23 protein-coding genes are annotated in these 20,306 nt (G+C 39.4%); 3 read left to right on the forward strand and 20 right to left on the reverse strand.

The window, feature by feature from the left end; translation table 11 throughout:
* Position 1 precedes the first annotated feature (1 nt).
* The 16 genes from IGI67_RS08300 to IGI67_RS08375 all read right to left on the reverse strand — a co-directional run bounded on the left by IGI67_RS08300 (position 2) and on the right by IGI67_RS08375 (position 14,108).
* Positions 2-907, reverse strand: coding sequence for a F0F1 ATP synthase subunit gamma (locus tag IGI67_RS08300; protein WP_207109449.1), 906 nt, complete (start codon positions 905-907; stop codon positions 2-4).
* A gap of 15 nt (positions 908-922) precedes the next feature.
* On the reverse strand, positions 923-2,449 hold the full coding sequence (atpA, locus tag IGI67_RS08305; RefSeq protein ID WP_429957382.1) for a F0F1 ATP synthase subunit alpha: 1,527 nt from the start codon (positions 2,447-2,449) through the stop codon (positions 923-925).
* Positions 2,450-2,468: 19 nt separating this feature from the next.
* The gene (gene atpH, locus IGI67_RS08310) at positions 2,469-3,014 is read right to left on the reverse strand and encodes an ATP synthase F1 subunit delta (protein ID WP_207109388.1); all 546 of its coding nucleotides are present in this window, start codon (positions 3,012-3,014) and stop codon (positions 2,469-2,471) included.
* The gene (atpF, locus tag IGI67_RS08315; RefSeq protein WP_207109389.1) at positions 3,004-3,525 is read right to left on the reverse strand and encodes a F0F1 ATP synthase subunit B; all 522 of its coding nucleotides are present in this window, start codon (positions 3,523-3,525) and stop codon (positions 3,004-3,006) included. The genes atpH and atpF overlap by 11 nt, the downstream gene beginning before the upstream one ends.
* A 96-nt stretch (positions 3,526-3,621) precedes the next feature.
* On the reverse strand, positions 3,622-3,837 hold the full coding sequence (gene atpE / locus IGI67_RS08320) for an ATP synthase F0 subunit C (protein ID WP_010746753.1): 216 nt from the start codon (positions 3,835-3,837) through the stop codon (positions 3,622-3,624).
* A 32-nt stretch (positions 3,838-3,869) separates the two neighbouring features.
* Positions 3,870-4,583, reverse strand: a complete 714-nt coding sequence (atpB, locus tag IGI67_RS08325; RefSeq protein WP_429957383.1) for a F0F1 ATP synthase subunit A — start codon at positions 4,581-4,583, stop codon at positions 3,870-3,872.
* Positions 4,584-4,871: 288 nt separating this feature from the next.
* Positions 4,872-5,336: an SsrA-binding protein SmpB gene (gene smpB, locus IGI67_RS08330; protein ID WP_207109391.1), complete on the reverse strand. Its 465-nt coding sequence runs from the start codon at positions 5,334-5,336 to the stop codon at positions 4,872-4,874.
* Between the two features lies 1 nt (position 5,337).
* A complete protein-coding gene (gene rnr / locus IGI67_RS08335) occupies positions 5,338-7,713 on the reverse strand; it encodes a ribonuclease R (protein WP_429957384.1) in 2,376 nt (791 codons plus the stop codon).
* Entirely contained in the window at positions 7,694-8,458 is a 765-nt protein-coding gene (locus IGI67_RS08340; RefSeq protein ID WP_429957385.1) for an alpha/beta hydrolase, read from the reverse strand. The genes rnr and IGI67_RS08340 overlap by 20 nt, the downstream gene beginning before the upstream one ends.
* Positions 8,459-8,683: 225 nt before the next feature.
* Entirely contained in the window at positions 8,684-8,920 is a 237-nt protein-coding gene (secG, locus tag IGI67_RS08345) for a preprotein translocase subunit SecG (RefSeq protein ID WP_207109394.1), read from the reverse strand.
* Between the two features lie 80 nt (positions 8,921-9,000).
* Positions 9,001-9,276: a GNAT family N-acetyltransferase gene (locus IGI67_RS08350; RefSeq protein WP_207109395.1), complete on the reverse strand. Its 276-nt coding sequence runs from the start codon at positions 9,274-9,276 to the stop codon at positions 9,001-9,003.
* Positions 9,277-9,316: 40 nt separating this feature from the next.
* Complete coding sequence (locus tag IGI67_RS08355) at positions 9,317-9,583, reverse strand: (4Fe-4S)-binding protein (RefSeq protein WP_429957386.1); 267 nt, start codon at positions 9,581-9,583, stop codon at positions 9,317-9,319.
* Between the two features lie 66 nt (positions 9,584-9,649).
* The gene (locus IGI67_RS08360) at positions 9,650-9,985 is read right to left on the reverse strand and encodes a hypothetical protein (RefSeq protein WP_207109397.1); all 336 of its coding nucleotides are present in this window, start codon (positions 9,983-9,985) and stop codon (positions 9,650-9,652) included.
* Complete coding sequence (locus IGI67_RS08365) at positions 9,972-10,484, reverse strand: gamma carbonic anhydrase family protein (protein ID WP_207109398.1); 513 nt, start codon at positions 10,482-10,484, stop codon at positions 9,972-9,974. Before IGI67_RS08365 ends, IGI67_RS08360 begins: the two co-directional genes overlap by 14 nt.
* A gap of 136 nt (positions 10,485-10,620) precedes the next feature.
* The gene (locus IGI67_RS08370; protein WP_429957387.1) at positions 10,621-12,381 is read right to left on the reverse strand and encodes an ABC transporter ATP-binding protein; all 1,761 of its coding nucleotides are present in this window, start codon (positions 12,379-12,381) and stop codon (positions 10,621-10,623) included.
* Positions 12,378-14,108 carry an ABC transporter ATP-binding protein gene (locus IGI67_RS08375; RefSeq protein WP_429957388.1) on the reverse strand — a complete coding sequence of 577 codons (1,731 nt, stop codon included), beginning with the start codon at positions 14,106-14,108 and terminating at the stop codon, positions 12,378-12,380. The genes IGI67_RS08370 and IGI67_RS08375 overlap by 4 nt, the downstream gene beginning before the upstream one ends.
* Before the next feature lie 360 nt (positions 14,109-14,468).
* Here IGI67_RS08375 and IGI67_RS08380 point away from each other — a divergent pair, with 360 nt between their 5' ends.
* The 3 genes from IGI67_RS08380 (at position 14,469) to IGI67_RS08390 (ending at position 17,109) form a co-directional block, all read left to right on the forward strand.
* Positions 14,469-14,681, forward strand: a complete 213-nt coding sequence (locus tag IGI67_RS08380; protein ID WP_207109401.1) for a DNA-directed RNA polymerase subunit epsilon — start codon at positions 14,469-14,471, stop codon at positions 14,679-14,681.
* Position 14,682: 1 nt separating this feature from the next.
* Positions 14,683-16,359 (forward strand): ribonuclease J1, encoded by a 1,677-nt coding sequence (gene rnjA / locus IGI67_RS08385; RefSeq protein WP_429957389.1) that lies wholly within the window; start codon positions 14,683-14,685, stop codon positions 16,357-16,359.
* Positions 16,360-16,605: 246 nt separating this feature from the next.
* Positions 16,606-17,109 (forward strand): TetR/AcrR family transcriptional regulator, encoded by a 504-nt coding sequence (locus IGI67_RS08390; RefSeq protein ID WP_429957390.1) that lies wholly within the window; start codon positions 16,606-16,608, stop codon positions 17,107-17,109.
* 90 nt (positions 17,110-17,199) lie between these two features.
* Here the strand turns inward: IGI67_RS08390 and IGI67_RS08395 are convergent, their stop codons facing one another.
* From IGI67_RS08395 to IGI67_RS08410, 4 genes are all read right to left on the reverse strand, one after another.
* Entirely contained in the window at positions 17,200-17,400 is a 201-nt protein-coding gene (locus IGI67_RS08395) for a cold-shock protein (RefSeq protein ID WP_010781607.1), read from the reverse strand.
* 151 nt (positions 17,401-17,551) lie between these two features.
* Complete coding sequence (radC, locus tag IGI67_RS08400; RefSeq protein ID WP_207109404.1) at positions 17,552-18,241, reverse strand: RadC family protein; 690 nt, start codon at positions 18,239-18,241, stop codon at positions 17,552-17,554.
* A 49-nt stretch (positions 18,242-18,290) separates the two neighbouring features.
* Positions 18,291-18,950, reverse strand: coding sequence for an HAD family hydrolase (locus tag IGI67_RS08405; protein ID WP_429957391.1), 660 nt, complete (start codon positions 18,948-18,950; stop codon positions 18,291-18,293).
* Positions 18,937-20,265, reverse strand: a complete 1,329-nt coding sequence (locus IGI67_RS08410; RefSeq protein WP_429957392.1) for a bifunctional folylpolyglutamate synthase/dihydrofolate synthase — start codon at positions 20,263-20,265, stop codon at positions 18,937-18,939. The genes IGI67_RS08405 and IGI67_RS08410 overlap by 14 nt, the downstream gene beginning before the upstream one ends.
* Positions 20,266-20,306: the final 41 nt, after the last annotated feature.

Here is a 20,306-nt window from a genome sequence, read left to right on the forward strand (position 1 = left end):
ATTATTCTAATGCGGAAGCCCCGCCGACAATTTCAGTAATCTCTTGGGTGATCGCCGCTTGACGTGCCCGGTTATATGAAATCGTTAAATCATCAATGATAGCACTTGCGTTATCTGTCGCTGTCTTCATCGCTGTCATCCCAGCTGCATGCTCTGCTGTTTTAGCGTCAACAATCGCACCATAGATCAGACTTTCTGCATATTGCGGAAGTAATTGATCAAGTATCGCTTCTTTTGAAGGCTCGAATAAATATTCTTCGCGATACGTTTGTGCTTCACTTGGATCTAAGTCAGAAATCGGCAGCATTTTTTCCACCCGGAACTGACTAGATAATGAATTGACGTGATGGTTATAACATACGTACAGTTCATCGAAAACCTGATTTTCATACATACTGGTCGTCATAGAGACGATTTTTCGTACTTCATCAAAGCTTGGCTGATCTGATAAATTGCGTAACTCATAAGCTAATTTAACGCCGCGAGCTTTGAAGAAGTCCGCACCGGTTCCACCAATGGCTAACAAAACATATTCATCAGCAGAATCATGATCATCTTCAAGCATCGTCATGGTCTGTTTTAAGATCGAACTATTATAACCGCCGACCAAACCGCCATCAGAAGTAATCACAATATAACCAGTTTTTTTGACTGGACGATTCAACAACATACTGTGATAATTGATGCCGCCTAATTCCCGACCAGAGTTGGCCAACTCAGTCAATTCACTTGCTGTTAAGTGTGTCAGTACTTCACGTACTTTTGAAGCATAAAGTTGAAATTTCGCTGAGTAAGCTTCTGACTTCGTTAATTTAGATGCGGATACCATTTGCATAGCGTTGGTGATTTGACTAGTTTTCTTTGTCGATGCAATCCGTGTTTTGATTTCATTTAAGGATGCCATGATTTGTTCTCACCTCGATTATGCTTTTTCTTGGTTAGCTGCGGAAGCGTCAAAAATATCTTTAAATTCTTGAATTGCTTCATCTAATTTATCTGTATCTGGTAAATCTTTCGTGTCGCGGATTGTCGCAAACATGTCTGAATGATTTGTTTCCAGATATTCAAATAATTGTGCCTCAAAATCTAAAATACTGTTAACTGGAATACTGTCAAGCACACCATGAGTCAAGGCATAAAGAATCACTACTTGTTTTTCAACAGGAAGCGGATCATGCAATTTTTGTTTCAGTACTTCAACTGTTCGGCGTCCACGATTCAACTTTGCTTGAGTAGCAGCATCCAAATCAGAGCCGAATTGGGTGAAGGCTTCTAATTCACGATAGCTGGCAAGATCTAAACGAAGAGTTCCGGCAACTTTTTTCATCGCTTTGATTTGTGCGGAACCACCAACCCGTGATACAGATAGACCTGCATCAACGGCTGGGCGAATACCAGCATAGAACAAATCATTTTCTAGGAAGATTTGTCCATCAGTGATCGAGATTACGTTAGTAGGAATATACGCAGATATATCTCCAGCCTGTGTTTCTACGAATGGCAAGGCAGTTAATGATCCGCCGCCTAATTCATCAGAAAGTTTTGCTGCACGTTCTAATAGACGTGAATGCAAATAGAAAACATCCCCTGGATAAGCTTCACGACCTGGCGGACGACGTAACAGTAAGGAAAGTTCACGATAAGCAACGGCTTGTTTTGATAAATCATCAAAAACAACCAATACATGTTTGCCGTTGTACATGAATTCTTCACCCATCGCAGTTCCAGCGTAAGGCGCAATAAATAATAGCGGTGCAGGTTGAGATGCACCAGCTGTTACAACGATGGTATAATCCATAGCACCAAATTTACGAAGTGTTTCTACTTGTGAGCGTACAGTAGACTCTTTTTGACCGATAGCAACATAGATACAAATCATATCTTGACCTTTTTGGTTGATGATCGTATCAATCGCAATTGACGTTTTACCAGTTTTACGATCGCCAATTACTAATTCTCGTTGGCCACGACCAATTGGAACAAGGGCATCAATGGCTTTTAAGCCAGTTTGCATTGGCTCTGAAACTGATTTACGTTGCATTACGCCAGGAGCCATAGCTTCGACTGGGCGTGTTTTACTCGTTTCGATCGGCCCCATTCCATCAATCGGTTGGCCTAATGGATTGACCACACGACCGATCATGTTATCGCCAACCGGCACTTCCATGATTTTACCTGTACGTTTTACTTTATCTCCTTCTCGAATGGACTCAAATTCACCTAGAACAATGATACCGACATCATTGCTTTCTAAGTTTTGTGCCATTCCGTAAGAGCCGTTAGAAAACTCTAAAAGTTCTCCACTCATTGCATTTTCTAACCCATGAGCACGGGCAATCCCATCCCCAACGTAAGTAACTGTTCCTATTTCTTCAACAGACAGTTTATTGTCATAATTTTGAATCTGTTCTTTGATTAAAGCACTGATTTCTTCTGCTTTGATGGCCATTCATTTCACCTCTTCTTCTCTACTTTTTACTAAGTGCTGCTCGTAGACCATTTAATTGGCTGGCGAGGCTGCCGTCGATCACTTGATGATCGGCTTCAACAATGACACCGCCGAGAATTGATTCATCAATTAACGGGGTTAGCGTGGCCTTCTGGTAGCCAAAAACATCAGCGACTTTTGCTTCAAGTTCTTGTTTCTTTTCTTGAGAGAGCGGCACAGCCGTGGTGACTGTTCCGTGTGCGATTTTATTTAATTCATCATAGCGATGTTCAAACTCTTCAATCATAAAGGGCAAATCATCGCTACGATTGTATTCAAAGACAACTAACAGAAAGTTTTTGACAATGCCGTCAAAACCGCCAGTGAAAGCATCCATAATCGCTTTCTTTTCGGCACTTTCTAAACGAACGTCAGTCAAAATATTTCCTAAATCGGGTATTTCTTTACAGATTTCCCGAATTGTCAATAACTCTTGATAAACGGCATCGGCAGCTTCATTTTCGATCGCCAATTCAAACAAAGCTTTTCCGTAACGTTTACCAACAGTATATTTATCAAGCTTCATGCTTCGTATTACCTAACTTATCCATATAGTTATTGATCAAATCTTGATGAGCATCTTGTGACAGCTCTTTGCTCAAGATTTTTTCTGCGATTTGTAGAGAAAGTGTTGCCACATCATCTTTGACAGAAGTCAATGCATTTTCGCGTTCATCCTTGATTTCCGCTTGTGCACGATCTTTTAGACGAGTCACTTCTTCTTTTGTATCCTTGATGATGTTTTGACGGCTCAACTCGCCACTTTCTTTCGCATTTTTAATGATATCTGCCGCATCACTACGAGAACTAGCCAACTGAGTCTCACGTTCTTTTTCCAACTCAGCCGCCTTGATCCGAGATTGTTCGGCAGAATCTAGATCATTGGCGATCTTATCTTCACGTTTTTTCAGGATATCTTGAACAGCACCCCACGCGAATTTTTTTAATAATGCCATTAGGATGACAAAAGCTCCTGTAACGGCGATTAAATTACCGAGTGTTGTATTGACAGCCTCAGCAATAACTAGATTCAGCATACTCGGTCTTCCTTTCTGTTCTTTCTCATTTAAAAGAACCGCCAAACGGTCCTTTCACTCACCCTTGGGATGAGTCGCAATAAAAAAGCATTATTATTAACCTTGGAAAACCATCAACATACCAAGTACAACACCTAGAATTGGCACAGCTTCGATTAGACCAACACCGATAAACATTGTTGAACGAATTTGTCCTGACATTTCTGGTTGACGTGCCATTGATTCAATTGCTTTTGAGATTACTTGTCCATTACCATAACCAGCCCCAATTGCGGCTCCCATGATTGCGATTCCTGCACCGATAAAGTTCATAATAAATTTCCTCCTAAAAGTATGTTAATTTTTTATTCTACCTCGATTTTATGACTGATATAAACCATCGATAGAGTTGTGAAAACAAAAGCTTGGATACTACCAATAAATAATGAGAATGCGATCCAAATCATTTCAAGCGGAATAGCGAATGGTAAAGTCCACCATCCTGCGCTGGTAACCATGCTTGCGATCAGCGAAAGCAATACCTCACCTGCAAAAATGTTCCCGTAAAGACGTAGTCCCAACGTAATAACATTTGTAAATTCTTCCATCAACTTAATAGGAAATAATCCTGCTGGTGTGAAGAAAGAATTTTTGATGTAACCACCTAGGCCCAGTTTTTCTGTTCCTAAGTAATTGGCTAAGATCAATACAAGTAAGGCCAATCCCATTGTTACAAAAGGATTTGCTGTTGGACTCTTCCAAAAAGTTACCTCATCACCTGTAACGATCTTTGTGACCAGTCCAATTTGATTTGCTACAAAAATAAATAAGAACAACGTAAATGAGAACAAACTAAAATTTCTGACTTCTTTACGAGGCATGTTGTCGCCAACAATGTTCGTAGTAAAATCAATGACCCACTCAATTGCGTTTTGCTTTCCTTTGGGCTTCAATGATAGATTGCGTGTAAACGCAAAAACAAGGAAAAAGACAATCACACATGTCAAAATAATCATTGTTGTTACCGTACCATCAAACCATATGGGGCCAATATGGAAAACCCAAGATTTTTCATCCAATTCAGTTCACCTCTCTTCCCAGCGACTCGTGTCAGCTCGTGCCTGCCTAGCGCTGCTCCTCAAAATACTATCGTATGTTACCACCAGAGAAAGAAAATTTCAAAGAATTTTCCTAAAAATTTTCGAATAACTCAGAGACATTTTCTCTAACGTTATTTTATCCCTGACTATACGCCTTAATTAGCTGGTTTTGCCCACAAAAAGGCTAGTATAGATTGTAACTAATCGTATCAAAATCCATTGTGAAGTAAAGAAATTGTCACCAAATATGCGAAAAAGAATATTTTGCTAACGTGAATAGTTTTTCAGTGTTCGGCTGATTTGCCGATCTACATCTTTACGTTTCAAACTTTCTCTTTTATCGTATTGATGTTTCCCTTTCGCGACGCCAATCAAAACCTTCGCATATCCATCTTTTAAATAAACTTTCAATGGCACTAATGTGATTCCAGCATTTTTAACTTCACCAGTCAAACGAGCAATTTGTTTTTTATGCATCAATAATTTACGTGTTCGTACAGGATCATGGTTGAAAATATTTCCTTGTTCGTAAGGACTGATATGAACATTGTATAAAAACGCCTCGCCATTTCGAATTCGAGCAAACCCGTCTTTCAAATTAATACGGCTATTCCGAATTGATTTGATTTCAGTCCCTTGCAAAACGATTCCAGCTTCAATCGTATCAATAATCGTATAATCATGACGTGCTTTTTTATTTTGTGCTACTAATTTACCCTCGCCTTTTGGCATGCTATCCCTTCTTTCTTCCAGACTTTTTCTTTTTAGTAACCGACTTATAAAAAGGCTTCTTGCCTTTTTTCTTTTTCTTCTCTTTTCCACCTTTAGAACGATCTGCTTTTTTAGATTGGTACTTGGCAGAATCCTTATTATTTTTTCTTCCACCGTTTGGTTTACGACGTTGATTAAGACGATCGTTTTTCGGTACTTCCAAAGGAGGCAGTTCTTCTGCTTCTAACAATTCAAAATCTATTTCTCGAGTTTCTGGATCTGCCTTAGTGACCCTTATTCGTACTTTCTGCCCAATTTTAAAGGTTTGGCGAGTTCGTTCTCCAACTAACGCTAGTTGATTTTCAACGAAGTGGAAATAATCCTGCTTCAATTCATTTAAGTGGATCATACCTTCTACCGTGTTTGGTAACTCGATGAAAATACCAAACTTGGCAACAGAACTAATAATACCGTCAAACTCCTCACCGACTTTTTCAGCCATAAATTCGGCCTTTTTCATACTATCGACTTCACGCTCTGCTTCTACAGATCTTCGCTCCATTTTCGAACTGTGATCAGCGATTTCAGGTAAATCTTCTGCCCATTTCTCTTTTGTCGCATCGCTTTGATCTTGCTCGTAATTTCGAATCAATCGATGGACGATCAAATCAGGATAGCGGCGAATCGGGGAAGTGAAATGAGTATAGTATTCGGCTGCCAAGCCATAATGACCATAATTGTCTTCAGAGTAGCGCGCTTGCTGCATACTTCGCAACAACATTGTGTTGATTACTGCTGCTTCTGGTTTATCTTCTACATCATAGATTACTTGCTGTAAATCTTTCGGAGTGATCGTATTCTTAGTGCCTTTCACTAGAATACCTAGCGCTGCTGCAAAATCAAAAAAACGCTGCATCTTTTCTTCTTTTGGTTGCTCGTGTATTCGATAAATAAATGGTAGTTTTAGACGATTAAAGTGTTCAGCAACGGTTTCGTTTGCAGCCAACATAAAGGACTCAATCAATCGTTCGCCAACACCACGTTCGCGCAGTTCAATATCCACTGGATGTCCTGCAGAATCCACAATAATTTTTGCTTCACGATCTTCAAAATTGATGGCTCCTCGACGTTTTCGCCGCAATTCAAGAATTTGATGGAGTTCCTTCATCAAGTGAAACATCGGAACTAAATCATGATACCTTTTGATTGTCTCTGAATCCTCTTCCTCCAGAATTGCGTTAACAGCAGAGTAAGTCATACGTTCACTCGTTTGAATGACACTTTGAAATATCTCATGATGTAGGATCGCACCATTGGGTTCAATCTCCATCTCACAACTCATTGTCAGTCGTGGGACCTGTGGATTTAGAGAACAAATACCATTAGATAGTCGTTGTGGAATCATTGGAATCACACGATCTGTCAAATAGACGCTTGTACCTCGTTCGAATGCCTCTTTATCTAATATGCTATTTTCAGTTACATAGTAGGAAACATCTGCGATATGTACACCCAAGAAATAATTTCCATTATCTAACTTCCGAACTGTTACCGCATCATCTAGGTCTTTCGCATCCGCGCCATCAATCGTAATGATTTGCTGATCACGTAAATCACGACGACCAATTAAATCAGATTCTACAATTTTATCAGGTACTTGTTCCGATGCAAGCTGAACTTCTTCCGAGAATTGAGTTGGAATTCCCTGTGCAATCACAATCGATAAAATATCCATACCCGGGTCGTTCTTGTGACCGATTACTTTAGTGACCAAACCTTCCAAGCTCATTGCATAACCTTTTTCCGGATAATGAGTAATCTCAACGATAACGATGCTTCCATCGACCGGCTGAATCCCTTCTGCTACAATAAAGACTTTAAATTGCGCATTTTTTTTATCTTTTGGAATCACATAACCAAACAAATCAGTCTCTGCTATCTCATCGACATCAAAAGCAGTGAACTCGCCAACGATTTGTTGAATCTTGCGTTCTTTAATAGAAACAACTCGTCCCTCAGCCCCTCGATCAGAAAACAGATCAGCGTTCTTCTGAATATCGATCATAACGATATCTCCATCCATCGCAAAGTTTGTCTCTTCTTTTGGAATGAAAACATCCGCCTCTTCTGGATCAATCGTCACAAAACCAAATCCGCGCTCATTGCGTCGAAAAATCCCTTCTACTTCAATCGGTTGGAACGGTAATTTAATTCGTCCCTTTTTATTAAACTCTAATGCTTTTTCTCGCTCCAGCTGTGCTACAGTTTTGACCAATAATTTGAAATCGTCACTTTTTTGCATATCCAAAATTTCTGCTAATTCTTCCATTGAAAGGCTTTTTTTATTGGTCGCTTTCAATCCAGCCAATATTTCTGTTTTAATTGTTTTTCTCTCCATTTTTTTCTCTCCAGCCAAGACTAGCTAAGAAATCTGCCACGTCTTGTTCTAATTGTCTTCTTTCGGGTCCTATGGTAATCACATGACCACTGTTTGGGTACCAGTTTAAGGTAAAGGAAGTCTGCTGTAAACGCGCTGCTGTTTGAAAGACCCCTTTTGCTTCAATCATTTCATCCTGACCTGCTTGAGCCATAAAAAAAGGACGATTAATTTTGGCTAAATTTTCATAAGCGATATGAGCCTGTTCCTCGATCATTGCTAATTGCTGTTCTACTAAGGGGCGGTAACCTTCAATTCTTTCTTTTGTCACCGAGGCATCGTTCCGCTCCATGACTTGTTTAGCATACAACAGAAAATTTTCTGTCACGTTGGTTTTAACAGGTGCAATAGGTGAACAGAAAAAGCCGCCTCCTACAAAGCTGTCAGGCATTGCACTCAATAATCGAGTTGCATAGGTTCCACCCATTGAAAGTCCTAAAACTGCAATATCTTTATATCCTTGCGAATGTAAAAAGTCTACAGCTTTTTTACAGTCTTGCCACCATTGATCAGAAGTCTCCTGCAAGATATCCATTGGATTCAATGTCCCATGTCCTGTGAAAAGCGGAGCATAAATCGTGTAATTCAATTTCTCTAAAAAGCGCGCCAGCATCCGCACATCATTGGGACTGCCCGAATAAGCGTGTAAAAGTAGAACCGCTTGTTTTCCATGGGGTAAAAACAACGACTCAGGTGCTTGATTCATTTTTCCTTCACTCCTCATTGTATCGTTCTGCTGAACTCACCATATAATAAAGCAAACATAAAGTCCTTTTTATGGATTATAGCTTCTTATTTCCTTTACATACATACTAACTATTAGTCTGTATAAAGTAAGTTCAATAGAACCTCTAGCTCTGTACTCACTTAAAGTGTACTTGATTTAGTACAAATACAAAATAAAAAAGACCTCTCGCTTGAGAGGTCGGTTTTATTTGCTTGATAAAAACATTAATGCGAAGAGCAAAATCATCCAGATCGCACCTAAAACGGCGGTTGATCGTTGCATCACAGCCTCAAAGCCGCGTGCCTTTTGCTTTCCGAACAATTGATCCGCGCCACCAGTAAAAGCACTTGCAGCACTATTTTGTTTGCTAGGTTGCATCATGATCGTTATAACTATAATCACTGACAAAACTAAGATAACGCCCAAAATAAAATTATACAAAAGATGATCCTCCTTATTTCCAAACTACCTCATTTTTTACTTTAGCACAATTGAAGTCATTTGACTAGAGAAGTCCAAACTTATTTTCTTAAAACATCTGCATATTCTGGTTTTTCCTCAAACTCTTTTTTGGCAAACGGGCACAGTGGAATGATCTTTTTGCCTTCGTTTCGAGCTTTTTCTACACCTGCAGCGACTAATTTTTCTGCTAACCCTTGACCACGATAAGTGGGATCAACAAATGTGTGATCGATGATCATGATTTCTGAACCAGCGTTGGACCAAGTCATTTCTCCAGCTTCTTCATTTGTGTCGTTCAATAAGACAAAACGTTCTTTTTCTTCTTTAATTTCCATAATGATTCCCCTTAAATTAAATTATTCATTAAAAGTTTATTTACTTTTTGATGACATACTTCAACGCACCGCTTGGACATGTATTTACAACATAGCTGGCATTCTCGACACTGCCATTATCAGGAATAATCCATGGTCTGCGGCCCACCTCAAAAATTTCTGGGTTTCCTCGTACACAATTCCCAATGTGCGCGCAAATATCTTTATTATAATAAATATCAATGCCCTCACCCTGATATTTACGGTACCCTTGGGTTAATAATTCGTCCTCATTTACTGGTTCTTGATCAAATTTACTTCCGTCCATTTTTTACCACTTCCTTTAAGTAAGATTATAATGGGAATCATAAAAAAATTACACTAAAGCGTCTTGTTAAGCTAATAAATCGAGGAGTGTCTGCATCGCTTGATGAGCCTCCCCTTGATCTGGAAAATTCAGTACAAACGTTCGACCCCCGACGGTCTCTATAACTAATTCAAATATTCCCGACTGTTGTCTAATTGAGAACGGCTTCAGACTATCCGTAGTATAATAGACATTTCGTGGTGTTTTTGTTAACTTATCCTCTTCTAATACATGAAGACCACGTTGAGAGAAAATCAAAAGATGCTCCCCTTGGTCTTCATAAATGGCCAATTGATTTAGCCCGTCATCAGGAAATAATGCTCTCAATTGTGCCTGCAATAACAAAAAACTAGTTTCCTTCATAGTCATCTCCCTTCGAATGGAACGAAGGTATTTCATTCTTTAAATATGCCTGTCCTAATTCATAATAATGTTCAGCATTCATTCGATTTTTTTCGATTTCTTCTGGCGTTAATTGACGAATCACACGCGCTGGAGAACCAAAAGCTAGCGAGTTGTCAGGAATAATTGTTCCTTCTGTTACTAATGAACCTGCACCGATCAAACTATTTTTCCCAATCTTTGCGTGGTTCAAAACGGTTGCTCCCATTCCTATCAACGCACCGGAATGTATCGTGCAGCCATGAATAATACAAGCGTGTCCAATTGTCACATAGTCTTCAATTACTGTCGACGCATCATGATCAACATGTACAATCGTACCATCCTGTATATTGCTCATTTTACCTATGGAAATAGTGTTGCTGTCACCTCGCAAAACACTTTGAAACCAAATTGTTGACCCTTCTCCTAACGTTACCCTTCCAAAGACATCAGCACTATTTGCAATAAAATTTGTCATTTTTTTCTCCTCACTCAGCTACACATTAAAAAATTTGTTCCTCTTCTAGATAAGTATAGCATTTATCCAGCATCTCTTCCTTACCTGTCAACACAATGACAAAAAGAACAGCACTGGCTGTGCTGTTCTCAAAACTCTATTCTGTTTCTTCCATAAATTGGCTATTGTAAAGCTGCTCATAGAAGCCGCCCTGCGCTAACAATTCATCATGTGTACCATGTTCAATAATTTGTCCATCACGCATCACCAAGATATGATCTGCATCACGAATAGTTGATAGGCGATGAGCAATTACAAAACTTGTCCGTCCTTCCATCACACGGTCCATCGCTTTTTGAATCAATCCTTCTAATCGTGTATCAACTGAACTTGTTGCTTCGTCTAAAATTAAAATCTTAGGATCAGAAATAATTGCCCGCGCGATCGTCAGCAGCTGTTTCTGCCCCAGAGAAACATTATTCCCCTCTGAATTAATCTCCATCTCATAGCCGCTTGGCATCGTTCGGATGAAGTGATCGACATTTGCAGTTTTCGCTGCATCGACAACTTCATAATCAGTTGCTTCCAAACGCCCAAAACGAATATTGTCACCAATCGTTCCTTCATATAGCCAAGCATCCTGCAAGACCATACCGAATAATGACCGGACATCTGAACGATTCATCTCTTGTGTATTCACGCCGTCAATTAAAATTTTACCACTGTTGATATCATAGAAACGCATTAACAAATTAATCAATGTCGTCTTTCCAGCACCAGTCGGTCCTACGATTGCAACAGTTTCTCCAGCTTTAACTTCGAAGCTCAAATCTTCAATCAACGGTTTCTTTGGATCATAGCTGAATTTTACATGATCAAAGACCACATTCCCTTGTACTGGCTCTGGCAATGGCAAATCTTGATCATTTAGTTCCTCTTCCGGTTCATCTAAAATTTCAAAAACCCGCTTTGCCGAAGCTGACGCACTTTGAATCATCGATGACAACTGAGTGATTTCTCCCATTGGTTGGCTGACTTGCCAAATGTATTGAATGAAGGCTTGCAGCTGTCCAACCAAGATTACACCATGAATTACGTTCCAACTTCCTAAAATAGCCATCGCAATATAAGTCGCATAAGCGGTTAATTGAACTAGCGGCTGCATCAAACTTGAAACAAACGAAGCACGGAAACCAAAACGACGCAATTTATGGTTAACTTCGCTAAAGCCGGCTAAAGTTTCTTGCTCACGTCCGTATAATTTTAAAATACTGAAGCCGGTCATATTTTCTTGTACAAAACCATTCAGTTCACCGAGTGAATTTTGCATTCCTTGGAAATCCTTTTGTGATACCTGAACGATTTTTCTAGAGATGACTATAGATAATGGAATCATAATCATAGAAATAACCGCCATCATAGGATTGATATACAACATCATGGCCACTGCCAGCAGGATTCCTAGAACAGCATTAATTGATTTAATGATCGCTTGCTGCATCGCGTTGCTTACAGCATCTACATCGTTCGTAACACGTGATAAAATATTTCCTTGCTGATTACGATCAAAATAAGAAACTGGCAAACGATTGATCTTCGCCTCGATGTCTTCTCTCAAATCTCGCATTGCTGATTGAACGACATTCGCCATCAACCAACCCGTTCCTAACTGGGTTCCACAATAAGCTATACCCACAATTACGATCACGATCAGCCATTTAAACACATAATCAAAATTAATCGATTCACCCTGTGCGATATTTTTACTGACCTCTGTGGTAGGCAAGCCTGTTAGATAAGGCATCCAGGTTCCCAAAATCAAAGTTCCTATAGCCAATATTAAAACCAAAATAAAAGTTTTTTTATAAGGATTGATATAATGCAGCAAACGCTTTAAAGAAGAAGTGTACTTTCTCATGCCAATTCCTCCTCCGATAACTGTGATGCGGCAATGTCATAGTAAATCGGACAATTTTCTAGCAACTCTCGGTGTGTACCGATACCTACGACATCTCCCTCGTTTAAGACAACGATTTTATCTGCATGCATGATCGTTCCAACACGTTGTGCAACGATTAAAACAGCGGACTCAGTTGTTTCCTTTTTTAATCGAGCTCGTAATTTTGCATCTGTCTGATAATCCAATGCCGAGAAGCTATCATCAAAGATGTAAATCTCTGGGCGGCGAATCACTGCACGAGCGATTGCCAGTCGTTGTTTTTGTCCGCCAGAAAAATTACTGCCGCCTTCTGATAATTCTTCTTGGTAACCATTTGGTTTTTGAGCGATAAATTCCGCTGCTTGAGCAATTTCAGCAGCCAGCTCCATCTCTTCCTGGGTCGCATCTTTTTTCCCATAGCGCAAATTGTCCGCGATTGTTCCAGTAAACAATTGAGCCTTTTGCGGAATATAGCCGATTTTTTCTCGCAAATCTTTCAATCGATAGTCTCGTACATCCTGTCCATCGACCAAAACTTGGCCTTCTGTCACATCATAGAATCGAGGAATCAATTGAATCAGAGTTGATTTTCCTGAACCCGTACTGCCGATGAATGCCACAGTCTCACCTGGCTTGGCGGTGAAGCTGACATTGCGAATTACAGGACTTTCTGCATGGCCTGGATAAGCAAACGTCACATCTCTAAATTCCAATGAACTTTTTTCAGTCAGCTCTGCTGTTTTCTCAGGATTATCCTTAATCAAAGAATCCATATCAAAAACCTCTTGAATTCGCTGCGCAGAAACATTCGCCCGCGGATACATCATAAAGACCGTCGCAAAAAGCATAAATGAAAACAATGCATGAAAGATATATTCAATAAATGCGATCAAAGTCCCGACCGCTAAAGATCCATGACTAATCTGTACAGTCCCATTCCAAATAATTAATACCATCACGATATTAAATAGGAAGAAAAATCCTGGCTGAGCGACTGCCATCAAATGAAATAGACTTTTAGAGCTGTTTGTATAGGCATCGTTAACTAACCAGAAACGCTTCTCTTCAAACTTTTCATTGACAAAAGCACGTATTACTCGTAAGCCCGAAAGATTTTCTCGAAGGATCCCGTTAATATTATCCAAGTTCTTTTGCTGCTTTGTCGATAATGGTTCGGAATATTTTGCTATCAATATAACTGCTAATAATAAAATCGGCAGCGATAACAAGACATAGATACCTAAACCAGGACTCGTACGCATTATCAAATACAAACTCATTCCAAACATCATCGGAGTCATAAATCCAGTAGTTAAAATATTTTGCATGAACAACATAATCTGATAAGCGTCATTTGTCGTTCTCGTAATTAAAGATGGCACACCAATTTGCTCATACTCTGAATGGGAGAAGGTTTGAACTTTTTCAAAAAGATCATCGCGAATAGCTGCAACCATTCTAGAGGTAATCTGAGAACTGAAGTAACGTAATGAAATGCTCATGATTATACCGATAACAGTAATTGCAATCATTATGATGCCCATCTTTTGTACATAGTTAAAATCATTATTTCCAATTCCTTTGTCGATCATCATAGCCAAAATCGTCGGCAACCCCAACTCAATCAAGATAAATCCGAAAACACTGATGAAATCAAACAATAATAGCTTTTTGTAGCGCAAGGTATACCGCAACATCAACTTCATTTTTTCTCGCCTCTCTCTATACCGTAATGACTCCAATATAGCATAAATAAAATACTTCTGTCTGCTCAGTAATTTGTTTTTTTATTTTTGTTTTTTGGATTTTCTGAAAATTTCTAAGGAATCCTCATTTCACTTCCTAGTTTCTATACTTCTTATTTATTCTGTGATAAACTACAAGTAATTGTTGTAAGAACAACCCAAAGAACGGTGAAATTGTTTTTTCAAGCAAGAAGCAAAGACGAGGCTTCTTCTTAACGCCTTAGCATGAGCTAAGATGTTGAGCATAAAAAAATAGGTGGCTGCCGCCCCTCATTTTGTCGTGGAAAAAATTGCTATTAAGCAAATAAAGGAGATAGATTCATGATTTACAAAGTTTATTATCAAGAAACCAAAGAACGCAACCCAAAACGTGAGCAGACACAGTCATTGTATGTAGAAGCAGACGGCGAAGAAATGGTGCACAACTTATTGCGCGAGAACACCCCATATAACGTGGAATATATCCAACTTTTAGAAGGCAATCATTTAGAATATGAAAAAGAAAATGCCGACTTCAAGTTAATGGAGTTCTAGCATGAAACTTTCGCTAAAAAACAATGAAACTGGTGTCTTTGCCATTGGTGGATTGGGCGAGATCGGAAAAAATATGTATGGGGTCCAATTCCAGGATGAGATCATCATCATTGATGCAGGAATAAAATTTCCAGAAGATGATCTATTAGGAATTGATTATGTCATTCCCGATTTTAGTTATGTAGTCCAAAATATCAACAAGGTAAAAGCACTTGTTATCACACATGGGCACGAAGACCATATCGGCGGTGTGCCTTATCTATTAAAGCAAGCGAATATCCCGATTTATGCAGGTGCGCTAGCTTTAGCACTGATTAAAAACAAATTGGATGAGCACGGATTATTACGTGATGCTGAATTGCATGAAATCGATGAAGATTCTGTGATTCGTTTTCGAAAAACATCTGTAAGTTTTTTCCGCACCACACATAGTATCCCTGATCCATTAGGTGTTGTTGTTAAAACACCTTCTGGGAATATTGTGGAAACTGGAGATTTCAAATTCGACTTCACGCCAGTAGGTCAACCGGCAAACTTGCATCGTATGGCCAAACTTGGTGAAGAAGGCGTCCTATGCTTACTATCTGATAGTACTAATGCTGAAGTACCGACCTTTACTAAATCCGAGCAAACGATTGGCCAATCGATCTTGCGCATCGTGGAAAAAGTCGACGGACGGATTATTTTCGCCACCTTCGCTTCTAATATTTCTCGTTTGCAACAAGCTGCTTCAGCTGCTGTTGCAACAGGACGAAAAATCGCGGTATTTGGCCGCAGTATGGAAAATGCGATCGTCAATGGCCAAAAATTAGGCTATATTACTGTTCCTGATGGCACATTTGTTGATGCTCATGAAATCAATAACTTGCCAGCTAATGAATTAATGATTTTATGTACTGGTTCTCAAGGTGAACCGATGGCCGCTCTTTCACGAATTGCTAATGGAACTCACCGACAAATACAGATTCAACCAGATGATACTGTGATTTTCTCAAGTTCGCCGATTCCTGGTAATACGACCAGTGTCAACCATTTGATTAATCTGCTATCAGAAGCCGGCGCTGAAGTTATTCATGGTAAAGTTAACAATATCCATACCTCTGGCCACGGTAGCCAACAAGAACAAAAATTGATGCTGCGCTTAATGAAACCAAAATATTTTGTTCCGATTCATGGCGAATTCCGCATGTTGAAAATCCATACAGGATTAGCACAAGATACTGGTGTTCCTGAAGAGAACTGCTTCATCATGGAAAATGGGGACATGCTTGCTTTAACAGCTGACAGCGCTCGTCGTGCTGGTCACTTTAATGCTAGCGATGTTTACGTTGATGGCAGCGGAATCGGTGATATTGGTAATGTTGTATTACGTGATCGCCGAATTCTTTCTGAGGAAGGATTAGTCTTAGCTGTCGCTACAGTGGATATTGATAAGAAAGAGATTCTAGCTGGTCCAGATATTTTGTCTCGTGGATTTGTTTACATGAGAGAGTCCGGTGAGATGATCAATGAAGGACAGCGAATTTTATTCCATGCGCTTCGTGAGGCGTTAAGTGAAGCTGGATGTACTGAAGTAAAACTAAAAAATGCTATGGTAGCAGCATTACAACCATTCTTATTTGATCAAACAGAACGTCATCCGATGATTCTACCGATGATCATGACACCGGACAATTAACCAAAACATCTATCTGGAATCCAGATAGATGTTTTTTTATTTCATTGCAAAATTTATGGATTACTCTATCGTTTTTTTTCAAATAACAAAATTTATGCAAAAAAAAATATTATTTTCCTGAAATTACCAAAAAATCGATTGACAAACAACTGGATTATTTGCACAATGAAAGTTAGTTAGAAGGAACAAATAACTATCACTAGTTATTTTAAAGTTTCTTGAATTTAGAATAAAGGAAGATAAACTATGGTAAGAACACAACGCGTGCAGCGAAGTCATATTATTGATGGTGCCTATCAACTGATCATTAATGAAGGCTTCAAAAAATTCCATGCTCGCAGTATCGCAAAACATATTGCTTGCTCGACCCAACCTATCTATCGTGAATTTGCCAATCTGGCTGAGTTGAAATCAGTTTTGACTAATCGCATCATAGTAAAATATCAAGATTTTTTAGAGGATCAAGAACCAAAATCATTGCAAGCACTATCGACAGCTATCACGAATTACGCAACAGATTATCCAGATGAATTCCATCGTTTTTTCTTGCAGGACTCTGATACAATCCAGCTAGTCAAACAAATAACAAGCGATGTTTTCGTAACCATCAAACCAGAAAAGAGCCACTCACTCTTTTTTGACTTTTTCTGGCAATACTGTATCGGCAAAGCTGCACTAGCCATCAATGACGACAATCATACTGACGGTCTAGAAGAAGATCAATTCTTTCAATTTTCTTTAGAAAATTAACTTTTGGATAAGTATTTCAGAATGTCACTCTAATAGAATAAGTATGGATCAAAAAAAGCCTTAGAGAAATTTCTCTAAGGCTTTGTCATTTTATTGCTTATTAACGTTAGCTGCTTGAGGTCCGCGATCGCTTTCTTCAACATCGAAAGTTACTGCTTGTCCTTCTTCTAATGTTTTGAAGCCGTCGCCTTGGATAGCTGAGAAATGTACGAATACATCGCTGCCATCTTCACGAGTGATGAAGCCAAATCCTTTTTCTGCGTTAAACCATTTTACTGTTCCGTTTTCCATGAATAAAATCCTCCTCGTGCCTAAGCACTTATTGATTGTAACATTGCCGGCCTACGAAAAGGGAAACATCTGTATACCAACTCGCATCTCAAACAAAATTACAATAATAGTTTAACACTGGTTTCAGCTTAGGCGCAAGGGTTTTCAATCGCTACTTTAAGTAATTTTCTTCACGTAAACTGAAATATTTGGTTTCTCCAACAATAATATGGTCTAATAACTCGATTCCCATCATCGCTCCGCACTCTTTGACACGTTCGGTAAAGTCCAAATCATTTTGCGAAGGAGTAGGATTTCCAGAGGGATGATTGTGCCCTAAAGCCACGCGCGCCGCGCTGATTCGTACGGCTTCTCGGAAAATTTCTCTTGGATGAGCAATGCTTTGATTCAAAGATCCAATAAAAATCGTCTTTTGCAAAATGATTTCATTTTTAGTATTTAAAAAAAATGCAACTAAATGTTCCTGCTGACAGTCCTTCAATTCAGAAATCAAAAGCTGACCTAATGAAAAGCTAGATTGAACTCTTCCTAATTTGGGCTGTAACGCTCGGTTGATCCGGTAGCCAAACTCCATCATCGCTTTAAGCTCAATCGCACGTGTCTCTCCAATGCCTTTAAATTGTTGAAGTTCCTGCAATGTAGCATGTTTTAAATCATAGAGCGCTGGATATTCGCGTAAGATATTTCCAGCTAACGACATCACATTCTGTTGGCGTGAGCCGCTCCGCAAAATAATTGCCAGTAATTCTTGATCAGATAAATGCTTCTCACCTTCTCGCAATAAGCGTTCTCGCGGCCAAGAACTTTCTGGCAGCTCCTGTAACAATAAACTCTTTTCCATAAAAAACTCCTTTACCTACTTTTCAATAAAGTACGCAAAGGAGTGTCTATTAATCCTCTAAAAAGTCAATCACCTCATGCAGAGAGGTAAAAACTGCTTCTGTCTTTTCTTTCAACTCATCAGTTGGTGGTAAAATATCCGGTACCATCACAACCGGAACCCCGGCACTGTCCGCAGCTAAAATTCCATTTTTTGAATCCTCTAGCACTAAGGCGTCAGCTCCGTCAACTCCTAATCGCTTAGCCGCAATCTCAAAAATTTCTGGATCAGGCTTAGCTAATTTCACATCCTCTGCCGATATGATATCAGAAAATTTATTCCTGATTCCTGCATTCTCCAGTAGAATTTCAATGACCGGACGGACATTGCTAGAAGCTACTACGCGTGGGATATCTTTTTCTTCCAAATAGGCTAGCAACTCATGAACCCCAGGTTTCAAGTCGACATTGCCTGTTTTAAAACGGTCATGCGCCATTCCCCAGCTTTCGTCGATAAATTTTTGTACGGTCTCTTCACCATGATCGGCATACATCTTATGCAATTCTGCCCATACTTCTTCATCCGAAATTCCGATGAAGCGCGCATACGTCTCTGTTGTGAAAGGAATATCGTATTTATCCGCCACCACTAAATTTGCGTCGCAATAAATTGACTCTGTATCAAACAATAATCCATCCATGTCGAAAATAATTCCCTTAATCTTTTTCATTCGTACCTCCCAAGTTTAATAATAATTGACGTACTTCAGAAACGAAGTACAACGATCCCGTAATTAATAGTAAATCATCTGCCCCCATGTCCTCTAACAATTCGCCTAACCCAAACTGCCACAGTGAAACCACCTCAAAGCGACTGTCTGATTTATCAAATCGGCTGAGATCCAATGCTTTAGGATACTCAAATGTCGTTAAATAGATACGTACATTGGGAATACTGGAAAGCTTTGTCAACATTTGGTCAATGTCCTTTGTCTCCAATGCTGAAAAAAGTATTTTTATATTGTAATCACGAAACTCACGTTTTACATTTTCCACTAGACGTTCGATCGCATGACCGTTATGAGCACCATCCATTATAATTAAAGGTTCATCACTGATTTTTTCCATTCGTGCGGGCCATTGCGCCTTCGCTAACCCCTTTTGAATGGTTTTTTCTTCAAAAGGCAGCCCTTGTTGTTCACAGTATAAATGAAAGAGCTCAATTGCAACCCCAGCATTTTCTACTTGGTGACGTCCCAATAATGGAACTTTTAGTGAAGAGAGTTTTCCTGCGTAATCTGTAAAATTGAACAACTCGCCCCACATTGCATCCGGTCGTAAATAATCAACCTGATATTCTTCACCATAACGATAGATTTTTGCAGTTTCAGTTACCGCTTTTTCAACGATCTCAATCAATGGCCCTTTAGTGATTTTACCTGTTACTACTGGTATATTTTTCTTGATTATTCCCGCTTTTTGCTGCGCGATCTCATTTAGAGTGTCACCCAAGACTTCCATATGATCATATCCTATGGTAGTGATTGCTGTTAAGATCGGTTCAACTACATTTGTTGAGTCGAGTAAACCACCTAAGCCAACCTCAACAATAGCAATATCAACCTTCTCAGCCGCAAAATAATCAAGCATGACCGCCGTCAAAATTTCAAATTCGGTAATACCGTCGACTGCTGGATCTTGATCCAACTCAGTAACGATTGGTTGATACTTTTCTACATAATGGATCAATGCTGCATCTGAGATTGGCTTTGCATCAATGGCAATCCGTTCATTAAAATCTTCAATATATGGTGAAGTAAAGCTGCCTACGGTTATACCCGCTTCTATCAAAATGCTGCGCAAATAGGCAACGGTTGATCCTTTGCCATTTGTCCCAGCGATATGGATCACCGGTACTTTTTTTTCAGGATTATCCACTTTATTCAATAAGGCCTGGATACGATCTAAACCCGGACGTGACCCAAATTTTTTCCGACTGTGAATCCAAGCGATTGCTTCTGTTATTGTCAAAATTATTCGCCTCATTTACATCAATTTTGCCTGCCTCTAGTATAGCAAAAATTGTC

The organism is Enterococcus sp. AZ196, assembly GCF_050498845.1.
GTDB classification, from domain to species: Bacteria; Bacillota; Bacilli; order Lactobacillales; family Enterococcaceae; genus Enterococcus_A; species Enterococcus_A murrayae.

What these genes read in the sequence shown, in the direction of transcription:
- atpA (WP_429957382.1), bottom strand. Translation starts at nt 2,449, where the DNA reads ATGGCCATCAAAGCAGAAGAAATCAGTGCTTTAATCAAAGAACAGATT.
- atpH (WP_207109388.1), bottom strand. Translation starts at nt 3,014, where the DNA reads ATGAAGCTTGATAAATATACTGTTGGTAAACGTTACGGAAAAGCTTTG.
- atpF (WP_207109389.1), bottom strand. Translation starts at nt 3,525, where the DNA reads ATGCTGAATCTAGTTATTGCTGAGGCTGTCAATACAACACTCGGTAAT.
- atpE (WP_010746753.1), bottom strand. Translation starts at nt 3,837, where the DNA reads ATGAACTTTATCGGTGCAGGAATCGCAATCATGGGAGCCGCAATTGGG.
- smpB (WP_207109391.1), bottom strand. Translation starts at nt 5,336, where the DNA reads ATGCCAAAAGGCGAGGGTAAATTAGTAGCACAAAATAAAAAAGCACGT.
- rnr (WP_429957384.1), bottom strand. Translation starts at nt 7,713, where the DNA reads ATGGAGAGAAAAACAATTAAAACAGAAATATTGGCTGGATTGAAAGCG.
- IGI67_RS08340 (WP_429957385.1), bottom strand. Translation starts at nt 8,458, where the DNA reads ATGAATCAAGCACCTGAGTCGTTGTTTTTACCCCATGGAAAACAAGCG.
- IGI67_RS08350 (WP_207109395.1), bottom strand. Translation starts at nt 9,276, where the DNA reads ATGGAAATTAAAGAAGAAAAAGAACGTTTTGTCTTATTGAACGACACA.
- IGI67_RS08355 (WP_429957386.1), bottom strand. Translation starts at nt 9,583, where the DNA reads ATGGACGGAAGTAAATTTGATCAAGAACCAGTAAATGAGGACGAATTA.
- IGI67_RS08360 (WP_207109397.1), bottom strand. Translation starts at nt 9,985, where the DNA reads ATGAAGGAAACTAGTTTTTTGTTATTGCAGGCACAATTGAGAGCATTA.
- IGI67_RS08365 (WP_207109398.1), bottom strand. Translation starts at nt 10,484, where the DNA reads ATGACAAATTTTATTGCAAATAGTGCTGATGTCTTTGGAAGGGTAACG.
- IGI67_RS08370 (WP_429957387.1), bottom strand. Translation starts at nt 12,381, where the DNA reads ATGAGAAAGTACACTTCTTCTTTAAAGCGTTTGCTGCATTATATCAAT.
- IGI67_RS08375 (WP_429957388.1), bottom strand. Translation starts at nt 14,108, where the DNA reads ATGAAGTTGATGTTGCGGTATACCTTGCGCTACAAAAAGCTATTATTG.
- IGI67_RS08380 (WP_207109401.1), top strand. Translation starts at nt 14,469, where the DNA reads ATGATTTACAAAGTTTATTATCAAGAAACCAAAGAACGCAACCCAAAA.
- rnjA (WP_429957389.1), top strand. Translation starts at nt 14,683, where the DNA reads ATGAAACTTTCGCTAAAAAACAATGAAACTGGTGTCTTTGCCATTGGT.
- IGI67_RS08390 (WP_429957390.1), top strand. Translation starts at nt 16,606, where the DNA reads ATGGTAAGAACACAACGCGTGCAGCGAAGTCATATTATTGATGGTGCC.
- IGI67_RS08395 (WP_010781607.1), bottom strand. Translation starts at nt 17,400, where the DNA reads ATGGAAAACGGAACAGTAAAATGGTTTAACGCAGAAAAAGGATTTGGC.
- radC (WP_207109404.1), bottom strand. Translation starts at nt 18,241, where the DNA reads ATGGAAAAGAGTTTATTGTTACAGGAGCTGCCAGAAAGTTCTTGGCCG.
- IGI67_RS08405 (WP_429957391.1), bottom strand. Translation starts at nt 18,950, where the DNA reads ATGAAAAAGATTAAGGGAATTATTTTCGACATGGATGGATTATTGTTT.
- IGI67_RS08410 (WP_429957392.1), bottom strand. Translation starts at nt 20,265, where the DNA reads ATGAGGCGAATAATTTTGACAATAACAGAAGCAATCGCTTGGATTCAC.